The following is a 23,275-nucleotide window of genomic DNA, read 5'->3' as shown; positions in this document are numbered from 1 at the left end:
CCTTGACAGGCTGTTCGGATGCTGAATTACTGACCCGGTCGAAAGCTAACCGAATGTTCGGTCGGGCAGCAAGGGTGGTGAGCGCCACATGGGACGTGGCAGTGACACGAAGCCGGTCGAAGCGCACCATGGGAAGGCGGGGGACCCGGGCGCCGCAGCGGCGTCCGGACCGAGTCCGGAGCGCGCCATGTGGGCGAGGGACGCCGCTTCCCAGGGGCTGGGAATGGAACTGCTGTCCTCGGGGGACGGCGCCGCCCGGGTCCGCATGACGGTGACCGCCGCCATGGTCAACGGCCACGGCGTCGCCCACGGCGGTTTCCTGTTCACGCTCGCCGACACGGCCTTCGCCCTCGCCTGCAACAGCCGCGGTCCGGTGACCGTGGGGGCGGGCGCCGACATCGATTTCCTGGCCCCGGCCTTCGAGGGCGACGTCCTCGTCGCCGAGGCGGCAGAACGCGCCCGGTTCGGCCGCAGCGGTCTGTACGACGTGCGCATCGAGCGCGACGACCCCCAGCACAGCATCGTCGTCGAATTCCGCGGCCGTAGCCGCGTGATCCGCGGCGTGGAGGAAACAGCATGACGATCACCGAGGCCGGCACAACGGAGTCCTGGCCGGACAAGCCGCCCACCGGGAAGGCCCCGCGGTTGGGGGAGCCGCTTCCCGAGGCGCTGCGCGACACGGCCGAGCGGATGAGCCGCGAGGAGATCCGGGCGCTCCAGCTGGAGCGGCTCCAGCACACCCTGCGTCACGCCTACACCAATGTGCCGCTGTACCGCCGCAAGTTCGACGAGGCGGGCGTGCGCCCCGAGGACTGCCGGACCCTCGCGGACATCGCCAGGTTCCCCTTCACCACCAAGGCCGACCTGCGCGACACCTACCCCTTCGGGATGTTCGCGGTCCCGCAGAGCGAGGTCCGCCGCGTCCACGCCTCCAGCGGCACCACCGGCCGGCCCACCGTCGTCGGCTACACCGAGCGGGACCTCTCGAACTGGGCCGACCTCATCGCGCGCTCGCTGCGCGCTGCCGGGGCCCGGCCCGGTGACAAACTCCACAACGCCTACGGCTACGGGCTGTTCACCGGCGGACTCGGCGCGCACTACGGAGCCGAACGGGCCGGCTGTACCGTGATCCCGGCCTCCGGCGGCATGACCGCCCGCCAGGTGCAGCTCATCCAGGACTTCGAGCCCGCCGTCATCATGGTCACCCCCTCCTACCTGCTGACGCTGCTCGACGAGTTCGAGCGCCAGGGTGTGGACCCCCGGTCCACCTCGCTGCGCGTGGGCGTCTTCGGGGCCGAGCCGTGGACGGAGGAGATGCGCCGCGAGATCGAGGAGCGCATGGACATCCACGCGGTCGACATCTACGGCCTCTCCGAGGTCATGGGGCCCGGCGTCGCCCAGGAGTGCGTGGAGACCAAGGACGGTCTGCATGTCTGGGAGGACCACTTCCTGCCGGAGGTCGTCGACCCGGTCACGGACGAGGCGCTCCCCGACGGCGCCCCGGGCGAACTGGTCTTCACCTCGCTGACCAAGGAGGCGCTGCCGGTCATCCGCTACCGCACCCGCGACCTGACCCGGCTGCTGCCGGGCACCGCGCGGCCCGGGATGCGCCGGATGGAGAAGATCACCGGGCGCTGCGACGACATGATCATCCTGCGCGGGGTCAACCTCTTCCCGAGCCAGATCGAGGAGATCGTCCTCCAGACCCCCGCGCTCGCTCCGCACTTCCAGGTCAGACTGAGCCGCCGGGGCCGCATGGACCACCTCACGGTCCGCGTCGAGGCCCGCCACGACGCCTCCGCCCCGGCGCGCGAGAGCGCGGCCGCCGCCGTGACGAAGCGCGTCAAGGACGTCATCGGCGTCAGCGTCGCCGTCGACGTGGTCGACCCCGACACCCTGGAGCGCTCGGTCGGCAAGATCCGCCGCGTCATCGACGCGCGCGACAAGGACTGACCGGCTGCGGCGCCGTCCCGTGGCGGCCGTGACGGCGCTGCGGGACGGCCGCCGGGCCCGAGGCGACTGACGGGACGGCCGCCGGGCCCGCGGTGACTGACCGGGACGGCCGCCGGGCCCCGGGTGACCGACCCGGACGGCCGCGCTCACGGTTTTATGGTGTGACCTGTCTTACTCCTGGCCTTCGCGGGGCAACCTTTCGCACCTCTGTTTGTCTGACAACCGGATATGCGTGTGCCGGACGTCGAGCTGGGGGAGGCCGCCGAGTGAAGATCTCTTTCCTGATCCACAACGCCTATGGGATCGGCGCCACCATCCGGGGCACCACCCATCTCTCGGCCGCGCTCGCCGAGCGGCACGAGGTCGAGGTGGTCAGCGTGCACCGCGTCGCCGACGTCCCCGCCCTGCCCTTCGACCCCCGGGTCCGCGTCGGCTCCCTCATCGACATGCGCGAGGGCACCCCCGGCTACGAGGGCGACCACGTCCTGAACACCGGCACCCACCGCATGTTCCCCGACCCCGCCGTGGAACACGGCAGGCTGCGCTACCGCACCCTGCACGACCTGCGCCTGACCGAGTGGCTGGCCTGGACCGACGCCGAGGCCGTGATCGCCACCCGCCCCCTGCTCAACGGCTACCTCGCCCGGCACGGCAGCGACCGCTACCTGCGCATCGGCCAGGAACACCGCTTCCTCGACGCGTACGGGGAGCGGCTGCGCGCCGACCAGAACAGCGCGATCGGCTCCCTGGACGCCTTCGTCACCCTGACCGAGGCCGACGCCCGCGCCTACCGTGCCGCCCTCCCCTCCGCGGCCGACCGCGTGCACGCCGTCCCGCACGGCGTCCCCGCCACCGCCGCACACGAGTCCACCCGAGAGTCCAGGACCGTCGTGGCGGCCGGCCGGCTGGTGCCCGGAAAGCGCTACGACCGGCTGATCGACGCCTTCGCCAAGGTCAGCGGGGAGCGCCCCGGCTGGACCCTGCGCATCTACGGCCGTGGCCCCGAGCACGGGGCGCTGCGCCGCCGCATCGACAGCCTCGGCCTGTACGACCGCGTGTTCCTCATGGGCGCGGTCACCTCCATGGAGACGGAGTGGGCCAAGGCCGCCGTGGCCGCCGTCAGCTCCGACGAGGAGCCCTTCGGCCTGGGCATCGTGGAGGCCATGCGCTGCGCGGTGCCCGTCCTCGCGACCGACTGCCCGCACGGCCCCGCGACGATCATCGAGCACGACCGCAACGGGCTGCTCGTCCCGCGGGCCGGCGGCACCGACGCCTTCGCCCAGGCGCTCGCCTCCCTCATGGACGACCGTGCCCTGCGCCACCGCCTGGGCCGGGCCGCCGTCCCGCGCGCCGCCCAGTTCGACCCGGCCGTCGCCGCCGGACGCTACGAGGAGATCTTCCGGTCCGTCCAGGAGCGCCGCGCCCGCGAGCGCGCCGAACTCGACGCCCTCACCCCGGGCCGGGGCCGCGCCGCCAGAGCCGTCGCCGCCCCCAGGGAACCGGCCGCCGCCCGGCGCCCGCGCCTCCGGCCCCGCCGGGGCGCCGCGGGGACCGGGGCCACGCCCGCCGTCCCGCGCCCCGCGGGGCCGCCCGCCGCCCGCGCCAGGATCGTCTTCGACGGCGCGCTGGAGATCTCCCTCGACCCGGACACCGTCCCCGCGGGCCCGCTCGACTTCCTGGCCCGCCTGCGCCACGACCCCGAGGGCCGGGAGCTGCGCCTGCGGCTGCCCGGTGAGGGCGAGCCCCGCGTGGTGCTGGAGCGGCGCGCGAACCGCCTCGCCGAGGGGCGCTGGGACACCTATCTCATACGCCGGGACACCGGCAAGCGGCGCCGGCTGCGCGCCCTGCTCGTCGAACAGGCCGCGCTGCTCGAACTCGAACCGGTCGTCGACGCCGAGGGGCTGTCCTCCTGGGTCCCCTACCGCACGGCCGACGGCTACCTCGCCGTACGCGCCTGGCAGCGCCCCGCGCACGCCGAGATCCGGGCCGTGGAGAGCGGCGAGTCCGGCCTGCTGGTGAGCGCACGGCTCTACGGGGCGGCGCGGCTGCCCGCCGAGGGCGCGACCGTCCGGGCACAGGCCCGGGACCCGAGGACGGAGAGCTTCACCCTGACCGCCCGCGACCACGGCGGCGGCTCCTTCTCCTTCTCGTTCCCCTACGTCGTGCCGCTCACCGGCCGGCGCGCCGCCGAGGACGTGTGGGACTTCAGCCTGCTGCCCGAACCGGACTCCGCACCGATACCCGTGGGCAGGGTCCTCGGCGACATCGTGGACCGCAAGAGGACCGACATCCTGCCCCAGACACTCCTGAGCCACCCGGAGCGCGACACCACGACCCGCGTGCGCCCCTTCTTCAACGTCAAGGGCGATCTCTCGCTGCTCCTGCGCGACCGGACACCCGCGGCGGCCGACACCGTGCCCCTCGACTGACCCACCGGGCGGGCCCCTGCTGGACACGGCCCCGGGTAACGGTGAGACGGTGGCTGGAGAGCCGTACGAGCACCGAACCTGGAGGGACACCATGACCGCGTACAAGGTCGTCAACCCCGCCACGGGAGTCACCGAGCGTGAGTACCCCGAGGCCACCGACGCCGAGATCCAGGACGCCCTGGACCGCTCCCACCGGGCCTTCCTCGCCCGGCGCGACAGCGAGGTGAAGGACAGGGCGGCCGTCCTGGAACGGGTCGCCGCCCTCTACACCGAGCGCAAGGAGGAACTGGCCGCGATCATCACGCGGGAGATGGGCAAACCGGTCGCCCAGGCCCGGGGCGAGATCGACATCGTCGCCTCCATCTACCGCTACTACGCGAAGAACGGCCCCGGCTTCCTCAAGGACGAGGAACTCGACGTCGTCGCCGGCGGCAGCGCCGTGGTCCGCAAGGAGGGCATCGGCCCGCTGCTCGGGATCATGCCGTGGAACTTCCCGTACTATCAGGTGGCCCGGTTCGCGGCCCCCAACCTGATGCTCGGCAACACGATCCTGCTCAAGCACGCCCCGCAGTGCCCCGAGTCGGCACTCGCCATGGAGAAGGTCTTCCAGGACGCGGGCCTGGCCGAGGGCGCGTACATCAACCTGTTCGCGAGCAACGAGCAGGTATCCGACATCATCGCCGACCCGCGCGTGCAGGGCGTGTCCCTCACCGGTTCCGAGCGGGCCGGGGCGGCCGTCGCCGAGCAGGCGGGGCGCCACCTCAAGAAGGTCGTGCTCGAACTGGGCGGATCGGACCCCTTCCTGGTCCTGGAACCCGCCAGCCTCGACCGCGCCGTCAAGACCGCCTTCGTCGGCCGCTTCGGCAACGCGGGCCAGGCGTGCAACGCCGCCAAGCGCATCATCGTCCTGGCCGACCAGTACGAGGAGTTCACCGCCAAGTTCGCCGAGACGGTCAAGGCCGTGACCCCCGGCGATCCCGGTGACCCCGAGACCTTCATGGGCCCGCTCTCCTCCGAGCAGGCGGTGCGCAACCTCGCCGCGCAGATCGAGGACGCGGTCGAGAACGGCGCGACGGTCCTCACCGGCGGCAAGCGCGTCGACCGTGCGGGCGCCTGGTACGAGCCGACCGTCCTGACCGGCGTGCGCCCCGGGATGCGCGCCTTCCAGGAGGAGCTGTTCGGCCCGGCCGCCGTGATCTACAAGGTGGACACCGAGGAAGAGGCCGTCGCACTGGCCAACAACACCCCCTACGGCCTCGGCGCCTCCATCGCCGCCGCCGACGAGGAGCGGGCGCTGCGCGTCGCGGAGCAGCTCGACACCGGCATGGTCTACATCAACGAGGCCGGCGGCACCGCCGCGGAACTTCCCTTCGGCGGGGTCAAGCGCTCCGGCATCGGCCGGGAACTGGGCAAGTACGGCATGGAGGAGTTCGCCAACAAGAAGCTGGTCCGCGTCAAGCGCTGACCCACCCGGTTGCCGTCCCGGCCGCCGCCCCGCTACGCATAGACACTGTCTACGAGCTTCTGGTAGACAGTGTCCATGCGTACCGAGGGGGAACAGCCGACGGAACGGGCGGGAGCCGAAGTCCCCTTGCGGGAGCGGCTGGTGGACGTGGGCGTCGAACTCGTGCTGGACAGGGGCGCGGAGGCGCTCGGCCTGCGCGAGATCGCCCGCCGGGCGGGTGTCTCGCACGGCGCCCCGCGCCGCTGGTTCCCCACCCACCGCGCGCTGCTCTCGGCGATCGCCCGCCGCGGCTTCACCGACCTGGCCGGGCGCCTGGAGCGCGCCGCCCCGCGCGACTCGCCCGCGAGCGCCCGCGAACAGATCGAGGCCCTGGCCCGGGTCCACCTCGCGTACGCCCGGGAGCGGCGCGGCATGTTCGAGCTGATGTTCCGCCACGAACTGCTCGAAGGGGGCACGCGGGCGGGCACAGACCCCGAGATCTCCTCGGGAAGCGCGCGGACCGAGGCGGCGGCGCTCCCGCCGCTGCGCGCGGCCAGCCTGCCCCTCCTGCGCGGACTCGCCGCGCTCATCGCCCGGCACCGCGCCGAGCACGGGCTTCCCGGGACACCCGCACCCGAGGTGACGGCGGTGGCGCTCTGGTCCAACCTGCACGGACTCGCCCAACTGAGCGGCTGGGGCAGCCTCGGCCTCGCCCTCGGGACGGGCGCCGACGGGACGAGTGAGGAAGCGCGGCTGCTGACCGCCGTACTCGACGCCCACCTGGCCGGGCCCGCGTGAAAGGGGACGCCGGGCCCCCCGCCCGGCCGGTACTCGCCGCGAGCGTCACCGGCGCCGCGCTCGTCGCACTCGACGGCACGGTCCTGCTGATCGCCCAGCCCCGGCTCGCCGCCGAGTTCGGCGCGACGGCCGCGCAGGTGCAGTGGACGAGCACCGCCTACCTGCTCGCCGTCGCCGCGTTCCTCGTCCTCGCGGGCGGGCTCGGCGACCGCTACGGGCACGTGCGGCTGCTGCGGGTGGGCTGTGCCGGCTTCGCCGCCGCCTCCGCCGGTATCGCCCTCGCGCCCGGACTCGGCTGGGTCGTGGCGCTGCGTGCCGCCCAGGGCGTGTGCGGCGCGCTGCTGCAACCCGCGACCCTCGCCCTGCTGCGCACCGCCTACCCCCAGGACCGGGTCCCCCGCGCGGTCGCGCTGCGCACGGCCGGCATCGGGACCGCCTCGGCGGCGGGCCCGCTGCTCGGCGGGGCGCTCGTCGCCTCCCACGGCTGGCGCGCGGTGTTCGTCCTCAACGTGCCCGTGGCCCTCGCCGTCCTGCTCGCGACGACCCTCGTACGGATACCGGCGTCCACCGGGGCCCGCCCGGCCGGCCCGCGCGCCCGACTGTCCGGCCCCGCTCTCCTGGTGGGCCTGCTCGCCGCCGTCGTGTACACGCTGTCCACCGTGCCGCGCGCCGGCTGGGGCGGCGCCGCCGTGCTGCCCGGACTGGGCGGGACGGCGGTGCTGGGTGCCCTGCTCCTGGCGCGTGAACGCCGGACCACGGCGCCCCTGCTGCCCTCCGCCGTGGCCCGCTCGCGTCCGGTCGTGGCCTGTCTCGCCCTGCTCCTGACCTCGTCGGCCGCCCTCCAGGGCACGCTGTTCCAGGCCACGTTCGTCCTTCAGGACAGCCGCGGCCTCGGTCCGCTCGACGCCGCCCTGCGCATGGCACCGCTCACCGTGCTGATGGTGCTCGGCGCGCCGGCCGCCGCCGCGCTGCTGCGCCGCGCGGGCCCGCGTCGTACGGCGCTCGGCGGAAGCCTCCTGCTGGTCCTCGGCGTGGCGGCCGTGACCGGTGGCGCGGGGCCCGGCGGGAGGGGCCTCGTCCTGGGCGGCGGGGCGGCGCTGCTCGGTGCCGGCTTCGCCGCCGTCATGGTCACCGCCACCGGCACCGTCGTGGCCGAGGTGCCCGCCGGGTACGCCGGGACCGTCGGCGGGCTCAAACAGAGCGCCGCCACCGTCGGACCGGTCCTCGGTATCGCCCTGGCCTCGGGCGGGCCCGCCGCACACGGTTTCGCCGGACCGCTGCTCGCCGCCCTCGCGATTCTCGGGCTGTTCCCGGCCGCCTTGCTGCCCGGCCGGCTCAGCCCAGCCGCAACACCCGCACCCCGTACGGGGCGAGCCGCACCTCCGCCACCGCTTCCCCCGAGTCCACGTCCCGCAACTGCCTCCCTCCGCAGTCCGGACGCACCCGCGTCTCCTCGGCGCTCTGACTGACCAGCCACACGAAGCGGCGGCCGTCCTCGTGCTCCAGGACGTCGGCGGCCACCTCGGGCATCCCCGTGGTCACCGGCCGCCGGGCGCCCGCGAGTTGTGCGAGCGCCGCGTAGAGGCGGTGCGTCGCCTCGGGGTTGACCCGTGCCGTCCGCGCCGCCATGTGCTCCAGCGGGTACGTCGCCAACACGGTCCGGCCCGCGCCCAGTTCGTGCACCAGCAGGGCCGGGCGGCCGTGCGCGTCGACGGCGACCACCCGGGCCCCGGCGGGCACCACCGGCAGGTACGCCCTGCTGTCCTCGTTGCCCGCCACCGCGAACCGCAGCACCTCACCGGCCGCGAGCGGGCCGAAGTCCTCGGTGAAGGTCATCTCCAGGACCTCGTCCTCGATGGGCTCGGCCACCCCGTACGTCAGTTGCTGCTCGACGCCGAACAGCCCGTCCAGGCCGTGGAACCAGGGGCCCCGGGTCGTCGGGTACTCACCCGAGCAGAAGGACAGGTACACCGTGGCGCCCGCCCGCGCCCGCTCCTCCAGCGTGCGCCGCCCCCGCGTCGTCAGCTGCCGGGTGGCGGGCAGCAGGTACAGCAGGGCGTCCGGGGCGATGCCGTCCGCCTCCCTGGTCAGTCCCACCGGCAGGTCGGCGGCGTGGGCCGACACGTACGCCTGGTGCAGCGAGGAGAAGATGAGCGGCCGGTCGGCGGGCCGGCTGTAGGGGTAGCCGCGCTCCAGGAAGGCCGGCACCACGAGGGCCGCGTCCGCGTCGCAGCGGCGGCAGTTCGGGAAGTCCACCGCCTTGAGGGTCGCGGCGAAGGAGGCCAGCTCCAGCAGGGGCGGCTTGGGGCGGCCAAGGGCGTCGGTGACGCCGAAGTGCATCTCGAAGGGGTGGTGGTCGTAGGGCGACTGGTCCCACAGCGCGTCATAGTCCGTGTTGTTCCACGCCATCCAGCCGCTCGCCCCGCCCAGCAGCGAGTTGTGCAGGGTCTGCCGGTAGTAGACACCGGCCGCGCCCGCCGACACGGTGTCCGTGGACAGGCCGAACTCCTCCAGCACCACCGGCTGCCCGGTCACCGCGGCCAGTTCGCACTCGAAGGCCGCCCGGTAGTGCTGACGCGTGCGGTCGGTGTCCGAGCGGTAGACGTGCGGGCCCACGAAGTCGACGTACTCGGCGGTCTGCCGCAGCGAGAAACCGTTGTCGCGCCCGGTGACCTCGATGCCCCAGGCCCCGTCGCCCAGCGACACCGGCTGTGTCCCGCCCGCCGCGCGCACCGCGTCGCACATGAACTGCGCCCAGGCCGTGACGACGTCGCTGGAGGGCGGATCCACCTGATAGACGCGGCCGTAACCGGGCATCTCGTTGGTGATGAGCCAGCCGGTCACCGCGGGGTGGTCCTTGAAGCGACGCGTCATCTGCGACACGAACCACGCCTGCCGCCCCAGCAGCCACACGTCCTCGTACAGGTCGCGGTCCCCGCGCCAGGCCGGGTCCCAGTTCTCCCCGGACATGTGGCCCACGATGAAGGTGGGCACCGTGCCCATGCCCAGCTCCGTGTGCGCGTCGAGGAAGTCCCCGAAACGCGCGCACAGTTCCTCGTCCACCCGGTGCGGCTCGGGGTGGAAGTCGGGCCAGTAGAAGAAGGAACGGGTCATGTTCAGGCCGTGCTCGCGCAGGACGGACAGCTCCTCGCGGACCGTTACCGGATCATAGGAGCGCCACATCAGCGGACCTCCGGTACGCGACCAGAAGTTGGCGCCGAGCCACGGCAGGAGCGCGGAATCGTGGGTGAGCTGAACGCTGTGACGTCGCATGAGGCTGTGCGGGTCCTTCGTGTCGTGGAGGGATGACGGGGCGCCGCCCGGTCGGTGCGGCGCCACCCGGTCGGGGATCAGCGGGGTGTGTGCGGGCCCGTCGACTCACGGACCACCAGGCGCGGGCGGCCGGTCAGCGGGGCGTCGGGCACCTGCGACTCGCCGACCTGACGCAGCAGTTCACGGGCGGCGGCCGCGCCGACCTGCCGCACCTGCTGGTCGACGGTGGTCAGCCGCGGGTGCAGCCACCGGCCGAGGGGCAGGTTGTCGTACCCGACGACGGCGAGGTCCTGCGGCACCCGCAGCCCCCGGCGCTGCGCCGTGCCGATGCCGCACACCGCCATCGAGTCGTTGGCGTACACGACGGCGGTCGGCGGCTGCGCGAGCGCGAGCAGGTCCTCGGTGGCCCGGACGGCGGCCGCCTCGGTGAAGTCGGTGTGCACGACCCGGACCGGACGCAGCCCCGCGCCCGCCAGCTCGGCGAGCACGGCCGCACCGCGCGACCGGGTGTGCAGCAGTTCCCCGGGGCCCGTCACGCAGGCGATCCGGCGGTGCCCGAGGGCCAGCAGATGACGTACCGCCTCCCGCACCCCCGCCTCCTGCTCGGCCAGGCCCACCGAGGGCACCTGCGACTCCTGACCACCGGCGCCCAGCAGCACGGCGGGCAGGCCCAGCCGGCGCAGCAGCGGGGGCCGGGGATCGTCGGCGCGCGCGTCGGTCAGTACCGCCCCGTCGACCCGGCTCCCGGCCGCCAGCCGCTCGTACAGCGCGCTCTCCTCGCGCACGTCGTCCACGAGGTGCAGCAGCAGCCCGTAGCCGCGCGGCGACAACTCGCCCTCCAGACCCGTGATCAGCTCGCTGAAGTGGGGGTCCGCTCCCAGTACGTCGGTGGGCCGGCGCACCACCAGGGCGAGTGTCCTGGTACGCGAGCGGCGCAGCGCCGCCGCCGAGGCCGAGGGCGACCAGCCCAGCTCACGCGCGGTGTCGAGGACCCGTCGGCGGGTGGCCTCGGAGAGCCGCCCGGTCCCGTTGAGCGCCTGGGACACGGCGGCCGTGGAGACCCCGGCCAGCTCCGCCACCCGCTTGATCGTCGGCCGCCCGCTCACATCTTCACCGCCCCGGCCACGAGGGCCTGTTGCATCCGCTTCTGGAGCACGGTGTAGACGACCCAGACCGGAACCAGGGTCAGCACCGTGCCCGCCGTGAGCACACCGTAGTCGGTGCCGGTGATCGACTTGAGCGTGGGCAGCGCCACCTGGACCGTGCGCCGCGCCGGGTCCGGGCCGATGATCACCAGTGAGTACAGGTACTCGTTCCAGAAGGTCAGGAAGTTCATCAGCAGGATCGTCGCGATGCCCGGCAGGCACATCGGCGTGTACACGTGGCGCAGCACGGCGAAGGTCGAGGCGCCGTCGATGCGCGCCGCCTCCTCCATCTCGGGCGGGATGGTGCGCATGAACTGCACGAGAATCACCACCGACAGCGGCATCGCCGTGGCGGGCAGGAACAGCACCATGAAGACCTGCGTGTGGAACAGGCCGGTGGCCGCCGCGAGCAGGAAGGTCGGGAACAGCGCGGCGAAGGTCGGGATGAGGAAACCCAGCGAGAAGACCCCCTCGATCACCGCGCCCAGCCGCCCCGTGGCCCGCGCCAGCGCGAACGCGGCCGGCAGCGCGAGCGCCACCGTCAGGACCAGGGAACCCGCCGTCACCACTCCTGAGTTGAGGATCGCCAGGCCCAGGTCGGCATCGCCGAAGGAGGAGGTGAAGTTGCGCGGGGACAGGGAGGAGGGCAGCGAGAAGGCGTTCGAGAAGATCTGGTCGTTCGTCTTGAACGACGACACCAGCAGGTAGTACAGCGGGACGAGCAGCAGGGCCGCGTACGCCCAGGCGAGGATGTGCGCGGGCAGCCAGGACTTGCCGTGCTTCACGGGAGCAGCTCCGTTTCGGGAAAGGGCACACGGTTCGGGAGGGGGCCCGCGGAACAGCGCGCACGGGGGAGGACACCGAGGGCGGTTCGCGGGCGGGCCGTGTGCCAGAGGTCAGTAGCTCTGCCGGAAGACCCGGCGGATGCTCAGCAGGCCCACGAGCCCCACCAGGAACAGGATCACGCCCACCGCCTGGCTGTAGCCGAGATCGGCCGCGATGAACGCCTTCTGGTAGACGAGGAAGGACAGGGTGGTCGAGGAGGTGCCCGGACCGCCCTGGGTCAGCAGCAGCACCTGCTGCGCCGAACCGAACAGCGTCCACAGGAACTGGAGCATGGTCACCACGCCCACGTAGTCCCGGATCACCGGGAAGTGGATGCGCCACATCGCGCGCCAGTGCCCGGCCCCGTCCAGCTGCGCCGCCTCGCCGACCTCCTCGGGCACACTGGCGAGCCGCGCCGCGAACAGGACGGCGGTGAAACCGATCCCGCTCCACACGTCCAGCGCGATCACGCAGGCCAGCGCGGAGGAGGGCGAGGCGAGCCAGGCATCGGTGAGCGAGCCCAGGCCGGCCGCCTTGAGCACCCCGTTGACCAGGCCGTCCGGGGACAGTGCCGCGTAGAACACCATCGCCTTCGCGGGCGTCGAGATGAGCCCCGGGACGAACAGCAGGTACCGCAGTGCCCGGTGACCGGGCGGACGCTGGGCGACGTAGTAGCCGAGCATGTAGGCGCAGCCGATCATCACCGGCAGGGCGATCACCATCTGCACCGCCGTGTTGCGCACGGCGTCCCAGAACGTCGGATCGTCGAACACCGTACGGAAGTTGCCGAGGCCCGCGAAGGACACGGGCTGGAGCATCCCCGGCCAGCGCAGGGCGGCGATCACGAAGATCGCGACCATCGGCCCGACCATGAAGACCAGATACCACACGAGTGCGGGCACCGCGAGGATCGTGCCGCCCTGCTGCTTGCGGCGCGCGCGGCGCTCCGGCTCGGGCGCGGGGTCGGCGGGCAGCACCGCCGGGGCGCCGCCGGGGGACAACAGGGTCATGGGTCACTTCCAGGACGTCAGGGCGAAAGGGCGCACGGGGACGGGAGCGGCGAGAAGCCGTACGGGCGAGGGAGCGGACGGGCGGGCGGCGCGCGGCGCGGCCGGGGGAGCGGGGGCCACGGGCCGGTTGCCGCTCATGCCGAGCGGTAGGCGGCTTCGAGGGCCCGGCGCACCGCCGCCGCGCTGGTGCCGCGGGTGAAGGCCGTACTGGTGGCCGTGATGAGCGGCTGGTTGGCGACCGGCGGGACGTACACGTCGGGCACCACCGCCTGGCTCACCGAGTCCCCCAGCCGCTGGGCGGCGGCCACCAGCGGAAAGTCCCGGCTGGTCGTGGTGGTCCGCAGCGCCATGTCCCGCCCGCTCTCCGTCACGAAGCGGGACACGATGTCGTCCCGGTACAGGAAGCGCACGAACTTCTCGACCGCGTCGAGCTTCTTGCGCCCGTTCGGGCTGATCCACAGGCCGATCAGCGTGTAGGTGCGCAGGATCGTCGGCAGCTTGTGCGCGGCGCCCGGGGCGAGCGGCCAGCCGCCCACCTCGGTGTGCGCCGCGATCCGCGCCGGTACCTTCGCGAGCGCCGAGGACATCGCGGACTGGATCGCCGCGCGCCCGGTGTTGAACTGGGTGGTCATCGTGTCCGAGGTGAGGCCCTGCGCCTTGTCGGCGAAGACCCCCGCCTCCCGCAGGTGCACGAAGTACTCGATGCCCCGCCGCGCCCCTCGACTGCCGCTGAAGTCGCCCGTGCGGTAGAGGTGTTCGGCCTCACCTGCGCTCAGGAAGGTCTGGATGACCTGGGCCAGCAGCTTCTGCCCGGTCCAGTCGTTGCCGCCCACGGTGACCGGGGCGATCCCCTTGGCGCGCAGTCTGCGTGCGGCGCCGATCAGCGCGTCCCCGGTCCGCGGCGGGCCGTCGACACCGGCCCGCTCCAGCAGTGCCGTGTTGTAGGCGACGGGCCAGTTGGTCGCGAAGTACGGGAAGGCGCGCAGCCTGCCCTCGCCGTCCGTCCAGGCCCGCAGCGCCTGGGGCAGCACGCGCTCGCGCAAGCCCCAGTCGTCGAGGTGTTCGCGCACGTCGACCGTGGCTCCCACCCCGGTCCAGGCCAGCGTCTTGTCGTACAGGTTGACCATGACGACGTCCGGCTCCTTGCGGGCCAGCCGGGAGGTCTCGTAGACCTGCGCGAGGTCGTCGCCGTTGACCAGATTCTTGATCCGCAGCCCCGGATGCTCCTTCTCGAACAGCCGGCAGGCCGCGAGATAGGTGGGCGATCCGGGCGCGGTCGTCCCCAGCTGGGTGTGGACCACGAGGGTGCCGGGATCGGCGTCCGAGGAGCACCCACCGAGGGTGGGTACGGCGGCAGCAGTGGCAAGTCCGGCACCGGCGGCGAACAGGCCCCGCCGACTCAAGGGGGAGCGCACAGCGAACTCTCTCCAACCAGGAGGGTTAATCGATATACCAGGGGGTGGGCTAGACAGTAGGAACGGCGTGGGCGGGGTGTCAAGGGGTTCGCGCGCGGGTATCGGGCCGCGGGCGCCCGCCGTGCGCCCGCCGCGTCCGCCTCCGGTGCCGGCGTCACGGAGCCCTCCGGTGGCGGCGTCAGAGAGCGCTGCGGCGCGTGCGTCAGGGAGCCCTCGGTGCCGGCGTCAGGAGTGCGGGGGCCTGTCCGGCGGGGACGCGGCCTCCGAGTGGAGCAGCCGCCGTGCGGACCCGCCCCCGCCGGGGTTAGGACTGGGAGGGGCGCCGCGGGGCACCCGGCTCACCATCTGGTTCACCACTCAGCCCAGCAGCGAGGACCGACAGCCGCATGCCGACCCCACCACAGCCGCAGGACGGAACGGACGAGGACCCCGGCGCCTCGCTGCTCGACGGACTCACCGTCGACGACCGGCGCCCGGAGCGCCCCCTTCTGCTCGACGCCGAGGGCCGGTCGCTGCGCACCTGGCGCGAGAACTACCCCTACGAGCGGAAGATGGGCCGAGGCGCCTACGACAAGCGCAAACGCGTCCTCCAGATCGAGATGCTGAAGGTGCAGCGCTGGGTCAAGGACACCGGTCAGCGCCTCGTCGTGGTGTGCGAGGGGCGGGACGCGGCCGGGAAGGGCGGCACCATCCAGCGGTTCACCGAACGCCTCAACCCGCGTGGCGCCCGCGTCGTCGCCCTGGAGAAACCGACCGAACGCGAGGCCGGGCAGTGGTACTTCCAGCGCTACGTCAGCCAGCTCCCCTCCGCAGGGGAGATCGTGTTCTTCGACCGCTCCTGGTACAACCGCGCGGGGGTCGAGCGGGTCATGGGCTTCTGCACCACCGAGGAGTACGAGCACTTCCTGCGCCAGACCCCCGACTTCGAGCGCATGCTCACCGACGACGGCGTCATCCTCGTCAAGTTCTGGTTCTCGGTCTCCCGCGCCGAACAGCGCACCCGGTTCGCGATCCGCCAGATCGACCCCGTACGGCAGTGGAAACTGTCCCCGATCGACCTCGCCTCCCTGGATCGCTGGGACGACTACACCGAGGCGAAGATCGACATGTTCCGCGCCACCGACACCGACGCCGCGCCCTGGACCGTCGTCAAGAACAACGACAAACGGCGCGGCCGGCTGGAGGCCATGCGCAGTCTGCTCGACCGGCTCGACTACCCGGCCAAGGACCACAAGGCGGTGGGTACCCCCGACTCCAGGATCGTCGGGCCCGCCGACACCCTGCTGGAGGCCGGGGAGGAGAGCGCCAGTCTCTCGCCCACCCCGCTCGCCCCCGGCGGCCAGGGGCGCGGCACCCACCCCGAGACGTAGACCGGCCGGGTCCGCGCGCGGTACGGGTCCGCGCGCGGTACGGGGCCCGCGCGGCGCGGGCACCTCCGGGGCCCTGGCATGATCGAGGGATGTCAGATCGCATCATCGCCGCGTGTGACGGGGCGTCGAAGGGAAACCCGGGCCCCGCCGCCTGGGCGTGGGTCGCCGCCGACGCGGAGGGCACCCCGGAGCGCTGGGAGGCCGGACCGCTCGGCGTGGCCACCAACAACGTGGCGGAGCTGACGGCGCTGCTGCGGCTCCTGGAGACCACCGACCCCGCCCGGCCGCTGGAGGTCCGCATGGACTCCCAGTACGCCATGAAGGCCGTCACCGAATGGCTGCCCGGCTGGAAGCGGCGGGGCTGGAAGACGGCCGGCGGCAAGCCCGTCGCCAACCGGGAGCTGGTCGAGAGCATCGACGCCCTGCTCGGCGGGCGCCCCGTCGAGTTCCGCTACGTTCCCGCCCATCAGGTCGGAGGCGACCCGCTCAACGCGATCGCCGACCAGGCGGCCAGCGAGGCCGCCGTCAGCCAGGAACCGGCGGGCACCGCCCACGGCGCGGCCGCGCCCCCCGTCCCGAGCGTCTCCCGCACCGAACCCGCGCGCACCTGGGAAAACGGCGGCACGGGCGCCGCCCGCAAGAAGACGGCCCGTGCCTCCGGGTCCGCCCCCACCATCAAGGCCAAGTTCCCCGGGCGCTGCGCGTGCGGCCAGTCCTACGCCGCCGGCGAGTCGATCACCAAGGTCGGCAAGGGCTGGGGCCACCCGGCCTGCCGCGCGGAGTCCTGAGTGGTTCCCGGAGACACCTGACCGGCTTCGGGCGGGCCGGGGGGCGGGCAGTGCGCCGGAAGAGCCCCCCGCCAGGCGCGTACGCGTCAGAGGGGCGAGGAACCGGTGACCACCGGTTTTTCGCCCCTCTGACGCGTGAGGTGACGCCGTCGTGGCAGTCCGGGCGAACTCGTGGCCGCACCTGCCACCGGCGAACCGGTCAGACGGCCGACCACCCGTCGTCGACGGGGAGGACCGCGCCGCTGATGTTGCTCGCCGCGTCCGACGCGAGGAAGAGGATCGCCGCGGCCTGCTCCTCGGCGGCGGCCGGGCGGCCCATGTTGTGCAGATACGAGCCGACGGTCGCCGGGCCGTGCGCTCCCTGCTCGGCGTCGACCCTGATGTTCGTCGCCGTGCCGCCGGGCGCGATCGCGTTGGCCCGGATGCCCTTGTCCCGGTACATCACCGCGAGGGACTTGGTCAGGCCCACCACCCCGTGCTTGGAGGCGGTGTACGCCGCCCCCGCCGCGCTGCCGCGCAGCGAGGCCTCGGAGGCGGTCGAGACGATCGCGCCGCGCCCGGCCGCGAGCATGTGCGGCAGCGCCGCGCGGGTCAGCAGGAAGGGCGCGGTCAGGTTGACGCGCAGTACCCGCTCCCACTCGCCGTCGTCGGTGTCGGCCACGGCGGACATGCGGTCCATGACGCCCGCGTTGTTCACGAGGACGTCGACGCCCCCGAAGGAGTTCACGGCGGTGGCCACGACCTCGTCGACCACGCTCTGCTCACTCAGGTCACCGACCACGGCGACCGCCGTGCCGCCCGACTTCCCGATCTCGGCGACGACGTCGCGCGCGCCCCGCGCGTCGAGGTCGGCGACGAGGACCTTCGCGCCCTCGGCGGCGAATCGCAGCGCCGTGGCCCTGCCTATCCCGGAGCCGGCCCCCGTGACGACGACGCTGCGGCCCTCAAGGCCCGTGGTGATGCTCATGTGGTGCTCCCTCGCAGAAAAGACGCCGGCGGCCGGAGCCGGGACCGCCCCGCTTCCCGGTGCCCACCGGCACCTGTGAGCCTACGCTTTTATGTCGCGCAGTGCCATAAAGGCATCCAGTGTCATTAATTCGGGTACGGGAGAGAATGGGAAGCGGCACGGGACGAGGCGGAGGACGAGGGCCATGACGGCGAGCGCACGGGACCGGGAGCAGCCGGGAAGCGTCGATTCGGGGCACGGCAACCGGTCCGCGCGGGTCGGCCGCCCGCCGCTGACCGAGCGACGCAAGGCGGCCACCCGCCTGGAGATCGCCCGGGAGGCCGTCCGGCTCTTCGGTGCCCAGGGCGTGGCCGAGACCTCGGGGGAGGACATCGCTCGGGCCGTGGGCGTCTCCGTGCGCACCCTGTGGCGCTACTTCCCCTCGAAGGAACAGTGCGTGCGCCCCTTGCTCACCGGCGGTCTCGACTCCGTCATCGCCCACCTGCGGGCCTGGCCGAGGGACCGGCCGCTGTCGGAGGCGATCGGGGAGCAGTGGCGCGGAGTCACCCCCGAGGAGGCGGGCCTCACGCAGGAGCTGATCCGCCTGGCGGCGCGCGAGCCGGGCCTGCACGCGGTGTGGCTGGAGGTGCACCACGACGCCGAGGCGGTCTTCGCCGACTTCGTGGCCCAGCGCACCGGCCGCCACGCCGACGATCTGGCCGTGCGCGTCCAGGCCGTCATCATGAACGGCGCGATGCGGGTGGGCGCGGAGGAGTGGGCGCGCTCCGGGAACCGAGACCCCGATGCCCACGGACTGGCCGTACGCGCGGCCTGGCGCACGGCGCTGGAGGGCCTGGCCTGCTGAACCGTGGTGCGCCGGCCCGTGGCCGGGGCGCCTGCCGCCACGGCCCGTGCCCGTCCCGTCCCGTCGCGGCCGACGGGCGGTGGGCGGTGGCCCCCGTCCGGAGGCACGGCTGGCCGCGCCGGCCCGGCTGTCCGGGGGCACCGCTCGCCGCCCCAATCCGGCCTGGGTCTCCGCGGCTCCCGGCCCTCCCGGGCCGGGGCGCGGGGCGCGGGGTGCCTCCGCGTCCGTCGTTGTGCGCAGAACCTCTCCGCCCGACGTACGAGGCGCTGTCGTCATGATCCGTAAGCCCGTCGTTGCCTGCCGGGAGGCGTACGACCGGGGCGCGCGTCCGGCGCTCCGATGGGCCCCGGCCGGCAGGCCCGTCGGCGCGCGGTACATCGGTGCAGGTCGCGACGGTGGCGGCGCCGAGTGTGCATGTCAGCATGTCAACTATCGAGTGATACATGACTGCTTCACCGACATGTCGGCACTCCGTCATACCAATCGGGATATCTGGTGGAAAGCGCCCTCTGTGGATCACAGTGGGGCTCCCCGGACAGCCGGGGGACCCGCAAGACCGTGCGGCTCCCGCGAGGAGCCGTACGCGCACAGCACTTGGAGGAACCATCCACATGGCTACATCCCGTACCGGCCGGCGGATCGCCGCGACCCTGCTCGTCACCGGAAGCCTCCTGGGCGCCGCCGCCCTCCCGGCCGTGGCCGCCGACCACGACCGCGGACGCGACCAGGGGCGTGAGCACGGGCGCGACCAGGGACGTCACCACGGGCGTGACCACGGCCGCGACCACGGACGGCCCCAGGCCCCCCGCTCGTCGGTCGTGCTCGGTCCCGTCCAGTACGACAGCCCGGGGCCCGACAACAACTCCAACCGCAGCCGCAACGCGGAATGGGTGACGGTCAAGAACCTCGGGCGCCACCCGGTCAACCTGCGCGGCTGGACGCTGACCAACAGCGACCACGAGCGCTACCGCTTCGGCGACGTCCGGCTGCGCGGCAACTCCTCGGTCCGTGTGCACACCGGCTACGGCAAGAACACCTGGCGGGACCTCTTCCAGGGCAAGCGGGACTACTTCTGGGACAACCGCCGCGACACCGCGACCCTGAGCGACACCCGCGGTCGCGTCGCGGACCGCGAGTCCTGGGGGCGCCGTTCCTGATCTCCGGCACGACCGGGCGCCGCGGGTCCGGCGCCGTCCAGGGCGCGCCGTCCCCGCCACCCGGCGGGGGCGGCGCGCCCGTGTGTGTACCGGCCGTGAGGGCGGTGAGCCCCCGCGCGCACGGCCGCGAACCCCCGCCCGGAGCGGCCCGGAGGCCCCGCCGGACCTCGGAGTTCCCCGGAGCCGTACGACCCCTAGGCGGGGAAAGCGCCCGCTGCTAGCTTTAGTCAATGCGATTGACAAATCCCGGGCGTCTGCCTGGGCGAGCACCGCAGAGGGGAGTTACGAGCACCGTGAGCGACGCGAAACCGCAGCGACAGGCACTCGTCGTCCGGGGAGGATGGGAGGGGCACTCGCCGGTGGGGATCACCGACCTGTTCCTGCCCTTCCTCAAGGACGCGGGCTACGCGGTGGAGACGACCGACTCCCTCGACGTGTACACGGACGAAGCGCGACTGGCCGGCACCGATCTCGTGGTGCAGTGCTGGACGATGGGCACCATCACCCCCGAGCAGAGCAGGGGGCTGGCCGCCGCCGTGCGGGCGGGCACCGGACTGGCCGGCTGGCACGGCGGCATCGTGGACGCCTTCCGCGGCGACCTCGACTACCAGTTGCTCGTCGGCGGTCAGTTCCTCATGCACCCCGAGGGCTTCCACGACCACACCGTGCACATCGGCTCCGGCCACCCCGTCGTCGCCGGCCTGGACGACTTCCAGGTGCACACCGAGCAGTACTGGACGGCGACCGACCCGCTCGTCGAGGTGCACGCCACAACCGTGTTCCCACCGGGCGCGGACCGCGACCGGGAGGTCGTCATGCCGGCCGTGTGGACCCGGCGGTTCGGCGCGGGGCGGGTCTTCGTCTCCACCATCGGCCACAAGGCCGACGACTTCGACGTGCCGGAGGTCCGCACACTCACCGAACGGGGGCTGCTGTGGGCGAGCCGCTGAGGATAGGCGTCGTCGGCGCCGGCGCCATCAGCGGCGCCTACCTCGACACCCTGGAACGGCTCAGGGACACCTTGCGGATCACCGCGGTCGCCGACGTGAACCGGGTCCGGGCCCAGCAGGCCGCGGCCCGTGCCGGGCAGGGCGTGGCCGCGCTCGGTTCCGTGGCCGCCCTCGTCGCGCGCGAGGACGTCGACGCCGTCCTGAACCTGACCGTTCCCGCCGTGCACACCGAGGTCGCGCTCGCCGCCGTCGCCGCGGGCAAGCACGTCTACGGGGAGAAGCCGCTCGCCACCACGCGTGCGGAGGCCGCCGAGATCCTCACCGCGGCCCGCGCCGGCGGCGTACGCGTCGGCTGCGCGCCCGACACGGTCCTGGGCACCGGCGTCCAGACGGCCCGCAAGGCCGTGGACGACGGACTCGTCGGCACCCCGGTCGCCGCGACCGCCTTCATGGCCTGCCCCGGCCACGAGCGCTGGCACCCCGACCCGGAGTTCTACTACCGGCCCGGCGGCGGCCCCCTGCTCGACATGGGCCCCTACTACCTGTCCGCGCTCGTGCACCTGCTCGGCCCGGTGGTCCGGGTCACCGGCGCCGCCTCGGCCCCGCGCACCGAGCGGGAGATCGGCAGCGGGCCCCGCGCCGGGACGAGGTTCCCCGTCGAGGTGGACACGCACGTCACCGGAGTCCTGCACCACGCGGGCGGGGCGCTCACCACGCTCGTCATGAGCTTCGACGTCCAGGCCGCCCACCTGCCCTGCATCGAGGTGCACGGCACCGCGGGCTCCCTGTCGGTACCCGACCCGAACGGCTTCGGCGGCACCGTACTGCTCCACCGGGCCGGCGCCTGGGAGGAACTGCCCGTCAGCGCCGGTGTACGGGAGGGCGGCCGGGGTGTCGGGCTCGCCGATCTCGCCGAGTCCCTGCGCGAGGGCACCGAGCACCGCGCCTCGGCCGAGCTCGCCCAGCACGTCCTCGACGTCATGCTGAGCCTGCTCGACTCGGCCCACCAGGGGGTGTCCCTGCCGGTGGCCCAGGGCTGCGAACGCCCCAGGCCCGTACCGGAGATCTGACGGGCCCGGCGGCGGTCCCCGGCCGGGGGCGTGCACGGCACCGGCCCCGCACGTCCCCGGCCGGCCGAGGCCCGGGACACCCGCTCAGCGCATGCGCCGCAGCCCGTTCAGCACCTCCTGGAGCAACTGGGTGTCCGGCCGGGAACGGTCCCCGTCCCGGGCCGTCATCCGGCCCGAGCCGATGAGATCCGACACCAGCACCCGGACCAGCCCCACCGCGAGCCCGAGCCGGGCCGCCGCCTCCGCGAGAGCGGTGGGCCTCGCGCACAGACGGACGAGGGTTCGTTCCTCCCGGGTCGCCGAGACCGGCAGTTCGTGCTCGCCGGCCAGAGCGGTCAGCAAGGTGTCCAGTCCCAGCCGCGCGTGCGCCGCCCTGGCCCGTCCGCGCGTGATCACGTACGGACGCAGCGCGCCCCCGGCGCCTCCCGTGGCCGTACTCATACCGACCTCGAAGGCCGGGGGAGGACGACCGCGTGCCCGAGCTGTCCGGGCACACCCTCCGGCGCACCCTCGTCGAGCACCACGCCCTCCACCCCCTCCACGAGTTCCCTGACGCCCTCCGCGAGGTCCGCGCCGACTCGCGCCGCGACCGCGCCGGGTTCCGCCCGTCCGGGCTCCACCGGCCGGTCCAGTGCCTCGACCGGTACCAGGACGACGGCCCGCAGACCCCCGTACGGCGACGGGCTCAGGTCCACCTGGAAACCGTGCCGGCGCGCGAACCGGCCGACCACGGCGAGTCCCGTCTGCGGGATCTCACCGACGTCCCGCAGGCCGATCGGCCGGCGCCCCGAGACGATCTCCTTCGCCTTGCCCAGCCGGAACGCGTCGAGACCGAGCCCTCCGTCGTCCACCTCGATCACGGCTCCCTTCTGCACGGCACGCACCGTCACCGGGACCGAGGTCCGGGCCGGCGAGTACTCGGTGGCGTTCGCGAGGAGTTCCGCGACGAGATGGATGAGGGGCTCGGCGAGCGGCGCGGTCACCGCGAGATCGGGGGCGCCCGACACCTCGATCCGCTGGAAGTCGACGATGCGCCCGGAGGCGGCGCGCGCCACGTCCACCAGGGCCAGCGGCTTCTGCCACTGCTGCCCCGGCCATTCCCCGCACAGCACCTTCAGGCTCTGCGCGTGCCGGGCCTGCTGCGTCGCCGCGTGGTCGACCTGCATCGTGGCCTCCAGCAGATCCGGATCGTCGGGGTAGCGGTCCGTCAGGCCGGTCACGGTCGCCTGGATGCGGTGTGCGGAACTCTGCACCCGTCCCGCGAGCTCCACGAGCACCAGCCTGCGGCACTCCTCCTGGTACTCGGTCTCCTCCGCGACCTCCCGCAGGACCCGTTCGAACAGATCGGAGGCCACGTTCGCGAGAGCGGCGCTCTCGGGACGGGGCGGCGGGACCTCCAGGCCACGGACAGCCGCGGGCAGCCGCTGCTTGACGAGGTGTTCCAGCTCCAGACGCATCAGTTCGGCCTGCTCGGCGAGGTAGCTGTGCCAGTCGGCGTCCCTGCGTTCGGCGTGCGCCTCACGGCGGGCGAGTTCGACGGACAGCCGCTCGGTCTCGGCCAGCGCGGCGCGGTGGTGTCTGCGCAGGGCCTCGAAGCCGCACAGCGCCAGGGCCATCAGCGTGCCGAGCAGCACGGCGGTGGCCAGCCGGTGTGCCGCCATCAGGAACAGGGTGCCCCCGAACGTGCCGAGGGTCACGGTGAGCGTGGCGGGCCACAGCACACCGGCCGCGCGGGAGGGCGCCGGGACGGGCACGGAGGAAGGCGGGGAAGGGGGACGGGGCATGGAGCACCTTCGACAGGAACGACGCGTGGCGGACAGGGGGCGCGCTGCGCGCG

General features: G+C 73.4%; 19 protein-coding genes and 1 pseudogene. 12 read left to right on the top strand and 8 right to left on the bottom strand.

Annotated elements, in window-relative coordinates:
• Positions 1-88: 88 nt before the first annotated feature.
• From paaI to ACFYMP_RS27890, 6 genes and pseudogenes are all read left to right on the top strand, one after another.
• Positions 89-580, top strand: a complete 492-nt coding sequence (gene paaI / locus ACFYMP_RS27915; RefSeq protein WP_388862722.1) for a hydroxyphenylacetyl-CoA thioesterase PaaI — start codon at positions 89-91, stop codon at positions 578-580.
• Positions 577-1,953 (top strand): phenylacetate--CoA ligase PaaK, encoded by a 1,377-nt coding sequence (gene paaK, locus ACFYMP_RS27910; protein WP_388862720.1) that lies wholly within the window; start codon positions 577-579, stop codon positions 1,951-1,953. The genes paaI and paaK overlap by 4 nt, the downstream gene beginning before the upstream one ends.
• A gap of 266 nt (positions 1,954-2,219) precedes the next feature.
• Positions 2,220-4,382: a glycosyltransferase gene (locus tag ACFYMP_RS27905; protein WP_388862718.1), complete on the top strand. Its 2,163-nt coding sequence runs from the start codon at positions 2,220-2,222 to the stop codon at positions 4,380-4,382.
• 91 nt (positions 4,383-4,473) lie between these two features.
• Positions 4,474-5,847, top strand: coding sequence for an NAD-dependent succinate-semialdehyde dehydrogenase (locus tag ACFYMP_RS27900; protein WP_388862716.1), 1,374 nt, complete (start codon positions 4,474-4,476; stop codon positions 5,845-5,847).
• A 75-nt stretch (positions 5,848-5,922) separates the two neighbouring features.
• Positions 5,923-6,624: a TetR/AcrR family transcriptional regulator gene (locus ACFYMP_RS27895; protein ID WP_388862714.1), complete on the top strand. Its 702-nt coding sequence runs from the start codon at positions 5,923-5,925 to the stop codon at positions 6,622-6,624.
• Positions 6,621-7,973 (top strand): annotated as a pseudogene (locus ACFYMP_RS27890) (MFS transporter); the annotation flags it as partial. The gene ACFYMP_RS27895 and the pseudogene ACFYMP_RS27890, both read left to right, overlap by 4 nt.
• On the opposite strand, the gene ACFYMP_RS27885 reads toward ACFYMP_RS27890, so the two are convergent.
• From ACFYMP_RS27885 to ACFYMP_RS27865, 5 genes are all read right to left on the bottom strand, one after another.
• On the bottom strand, positions 7,960-9,897 hold the full coding sequence (locus ACFYMP_RS27885; RefSeq protein WP_388862712.1) for a cellulase family glycosylhydrolase: 1,938 nt from the start codon (positions 9,895-9,897) through the stop codon (positions 7,960-7,962). The pseudogene ACFYMP_RS27890 and the gene ACFYMP_RS27885 overlap by 14 nt on opposite strands.
• Before the next feature lie 77 nt (positions 9,898-9,974).
• A complete protein-coding gene (locus ACFYMP_RS27880; RefSeq protein ID WP_388862710.1) occupies positions 9,975-11,003 on the bottom strand; it encodes a LacI family DNA-binding transcriptional regulator in 1,029 nt (342 codons plus the stop codon).
• Complete coding sequence (locus ACFYMP_RS27875; RefSeq protein ID WP_388862708.1) at positions 11,000-11,827, bottom strand: carbohydrate ABC transporter permease; 828 nt, start codon at positions 11,825-11,827, stop codon at positions 11,000-11,002. Before ACFYMP_RS27875 ends, ACFYMP_RS27880 begins: the two co-directional genes overlap by 4 nt.
• A 111-nt stretch (positions 11,828-11,938) precedes the next feature.
• Positions 11,939-12,877, bottom strand: a complete 939-nt coding sequence (locus tag ACFYMP_RS27870) for a carbohydrate ABC transporter permease (protein ID WP_388862706.1) — start codon at positions 12,875-12,877, stop codon at positions 11,939-11,941.
• 134 nt (positions 12,878-13,011) lie between these two features.
• Positions 13,012-14,292 carry an ABC transporter substrate-binding protein gene (locus tag ACFYMP_RS27865; protein ID WP_388862704.1) on the bottom strand — a complete coding sequence of 427 codons (1,281 nt, stop codon included), beginning with the start codon at positions 14,290-14,292 and terminating at the stop codon, positions 13,012-13,014.
• Positions 14,293-14,678: 386 nt separating this feature from the next.
• Between ACFYMP_RS27865 and ppk2 the strand changes: the two genes are divergently transcribed.
• Positions 14,679-15,662 (top strand): polyphosphate kinase 2, encoded by a 984-nt coding sequence (gene ppk2 / locus ACFYMP_RS27860; RefSeq protein ID WP_388862702.1) that lies wholly within the window; start codon positions 14,679-14,681, stop codon positions 15,660-15,662.
• 89 nt (positions 15,663-15,751) lie between these two features.
• Positions 15,752-16,450: a ribonuclease H gene (locus ACFYMP_RS27855; protein WP_388862700.1), complete on the top strand. Its 699-nt coding sequence runs from the start codon at positions 15,752-15,754 to the stop codon at positions 16,448-16,450.
• Between the two features lie 199 nt (positions 16,451-16,649).
• On the opposite strand, the gene ACFYMP_RS27850 is transcribed toward ACFYMP_RS27855, so the two are convergent.
• Positions 16,650-17,417 carry an SDR family NAD(P)-dependent oxidoreductase gene (locus ACFYMP_RS27850; protein WP_388862698.1) on the bottom strand — a complete coding sequence of 256 codons (768 nt, stop codon included), beginning with the start codon at positions 17,415-17,417 and terminating at the stop codon, positions 16,650-16,652.
• Between the two features lie 184 nt (positions 17,418-17,601).
• Here ACFYMP_RS27850 and ACFYMP_RS27845 point away from each other — a divergent pair, with 184 nt between their 5' ends.
• The 4 genes from ACFYMP_RS27845 to ACFYMP_RS27830 all read left to right on the top strand — a co-directional run bounded on the left by ACFYMP_RS27845 (position 17,602) and on the right by ACFYMP_RS27830 (position 21,438).
• Positions 17,602-18,261 (top strand): TetR/AcrR family transcriptional regulator, encoded by a 660-nt coding sequence (locus ACFYMP_RS27845; protein WP_388862696.1) that lies wholly within the window; start codon positions 17,602-17,604, stop codon positions 18,259-18,261.
• Positions 18,262-18,872: 611 nt separating this feature from the next.
• Entirely contained in the window at positions 18,873-19,418 is a 546-nt protein-coding gene (locus ACFYMP_RS27840; protein WP_388862694.1) for a lamin tail domain-containing protein, read from the top strand.
• Between the two features lie 293 nt (positions 19,419-19,711).
• On the top strand, positions 19,712-20,368 hold the full coding sequence (locus ACFYMP_RS27835; RefSeq protein ID WP_388862692.1) for a ThuA domain-containing protein: 657 nt from the start codon (positions 19,712-19,714) through the stop codon (positions 20,366-20,368).
• Complete coding sequence (locus tag ACFYMP_RS27830; RefSeq protein ID WP_388862690.1) at positions 20,353-21,438, top strand: Gfo/Idh/MocA family protein; 1,086 nt, start codon at positions 20,353-20,355, stop codon at positions 21,436-21,438. The genes ACFYMP_RS27835 and ACFYMP_RS27830 overlap by 16 nt, the downstream gene beginning before the upstream one ends.
• Positions 21,439-21,522: 84 nt before the next feature.
• On the opposite strand, the gene ACFYMP_RS27825 is transcribed toward ACFYMP_RS27830, so the two are convergent.
• Together ACFYMP_RS27825 and ACFYMP_RS27820 are read right to left on the bottom strand one after the other, a co-directional pair.
• Positions 21,523-21,879, bottom strand: a complete 357-nt coding sequence (locus tag ACFYMP_RS27825) for a DUF742 domain-containing protein (RefSeq protein ID WP_388862688.1) — start codon at positions 21,877-21,879, stop codon at positions 21,523-21,525.
• Positions 21,876-23,222 carry an ATP-binding protein gene (locus ACFYMP_RS27820; RefSeq protein ID WP_388862686.1) on the bottom strand — a complete coding sequence of 449 codons (1,347 nt, stop codon included), beginning with the start codon at positions 23,220-23,222 and terminating at the stop codon, positions 21,876-21,878. Before ACFYMP_RS27820 ends, ACFYMP_RS27825 begins: the two co-directional genes overlap by 4 nt.
• Positions 23,223-23,275 lie beyond the last annotated feature (53 nt).

Source organism: Streptomyces sp. NPDC007088, from assembly GCF_042869355.1.
GTDB lineage: Bacteria > Actinomycetota > Actinomycetes > Streptomycetales > Streptomycetaceae > Streptomyces.
This window is presented reverse-complemented; position numbering and strand designations above follow the sequence as displayed.

Bases quoted from the DNA above. Each gene is read 5' to 3' on its own strand.
- ACFYMP_RS27870 (WP_388862706.1), bottom strand. From the start codon at position 12,877: ATGACCCTGTTGTCCCCCGGCGGCGCCCCGGCGGTGCTGCCCGCCGAC.
- paaK (WP_388862720.1), top strand. From the start codon at position 577: ATGACGATCACCGAGGCCGGCACAACGGAGTCCTGGCCGGACAAGCCG.
- ACFYMP_RS27900 (WP_388862716.1), top strand. From the start codon at position 4,474: ATGACCGCGTACAAGGTCGTCAACCCCGCCACGGGAGTCACCGAGCGT.
- ACFYMP_RS27895 (WP_388862714.1), top strand. From the start codon at position 5,923: ATGCGTACCGAGGGGGAACAGCCGACGGAACGGGCGGGAGCCGAAGTC.
- ACFYMP_RS27855 (WP_388862700.1), top strand. From the start codon at position 15,752: ATGTCAGATCGCATCATCGCCGCGTGTGACGGGGCGTCGAAGGGAAAC.
- paaI (WP_388862722.1), top strand. From the start codon at position 89: ATGGGACGTGGCAGTGACACGAAGCCGGTCGAAGCGCACCATGGGAAG.
- ACFYMP_RS27825 (WP_388862688.1), bottom strand. From the start codon at position 21,879: ATGAGTACGGCCACGGGAGGCGCCGGGGGCGCGCTGCGTCCGTACGTG.
- ACFYMP_RS27840 (WP_388862694.1), top strand. From the start codon at position 18,873: ATGGCTACATCCCGTACCGGCCGGCGGATCGCCGCGACCCTGCTCGTC.
- ACFYMP_RS27850 (WP_388862698.1), bottom strand. From the start codon at position 17,417: ATGAGCATCACCACGGGCCTTGAGGGCCGCAGCGTCGTCGTCACGGGG.
- ACFYMP_RS27845 (WP_388862696.1), top strand. From the start codon at position 17,602: ATGACGGCGAGCGCACGGGACCGGGAGCAGCCGGGAAGCGTCGATTCG.
- ACFYMP_RS27885 (WP_388862712.1), bottom strand. From the start codon at position 9,897: ATGCGACGTCACAGCGTTCAGCTCACCCACGATTCCGCGCTCCTGCCG.
- ppk2 (WP_388862702.1), top strand. From the start codon at position 14,679: ATGCCGACCCCACCACAGCCGCAGGACGGAACGGACGAGGACCCCGGC.
- ACFYMP_RS27820 (WP_388862686.1), bottom strand. From the start codon at position 23,222: ATGCCCCGTCCCCCTTCCCCGCCTTCCTCCGTGCCCGTCCCGGCGCCC.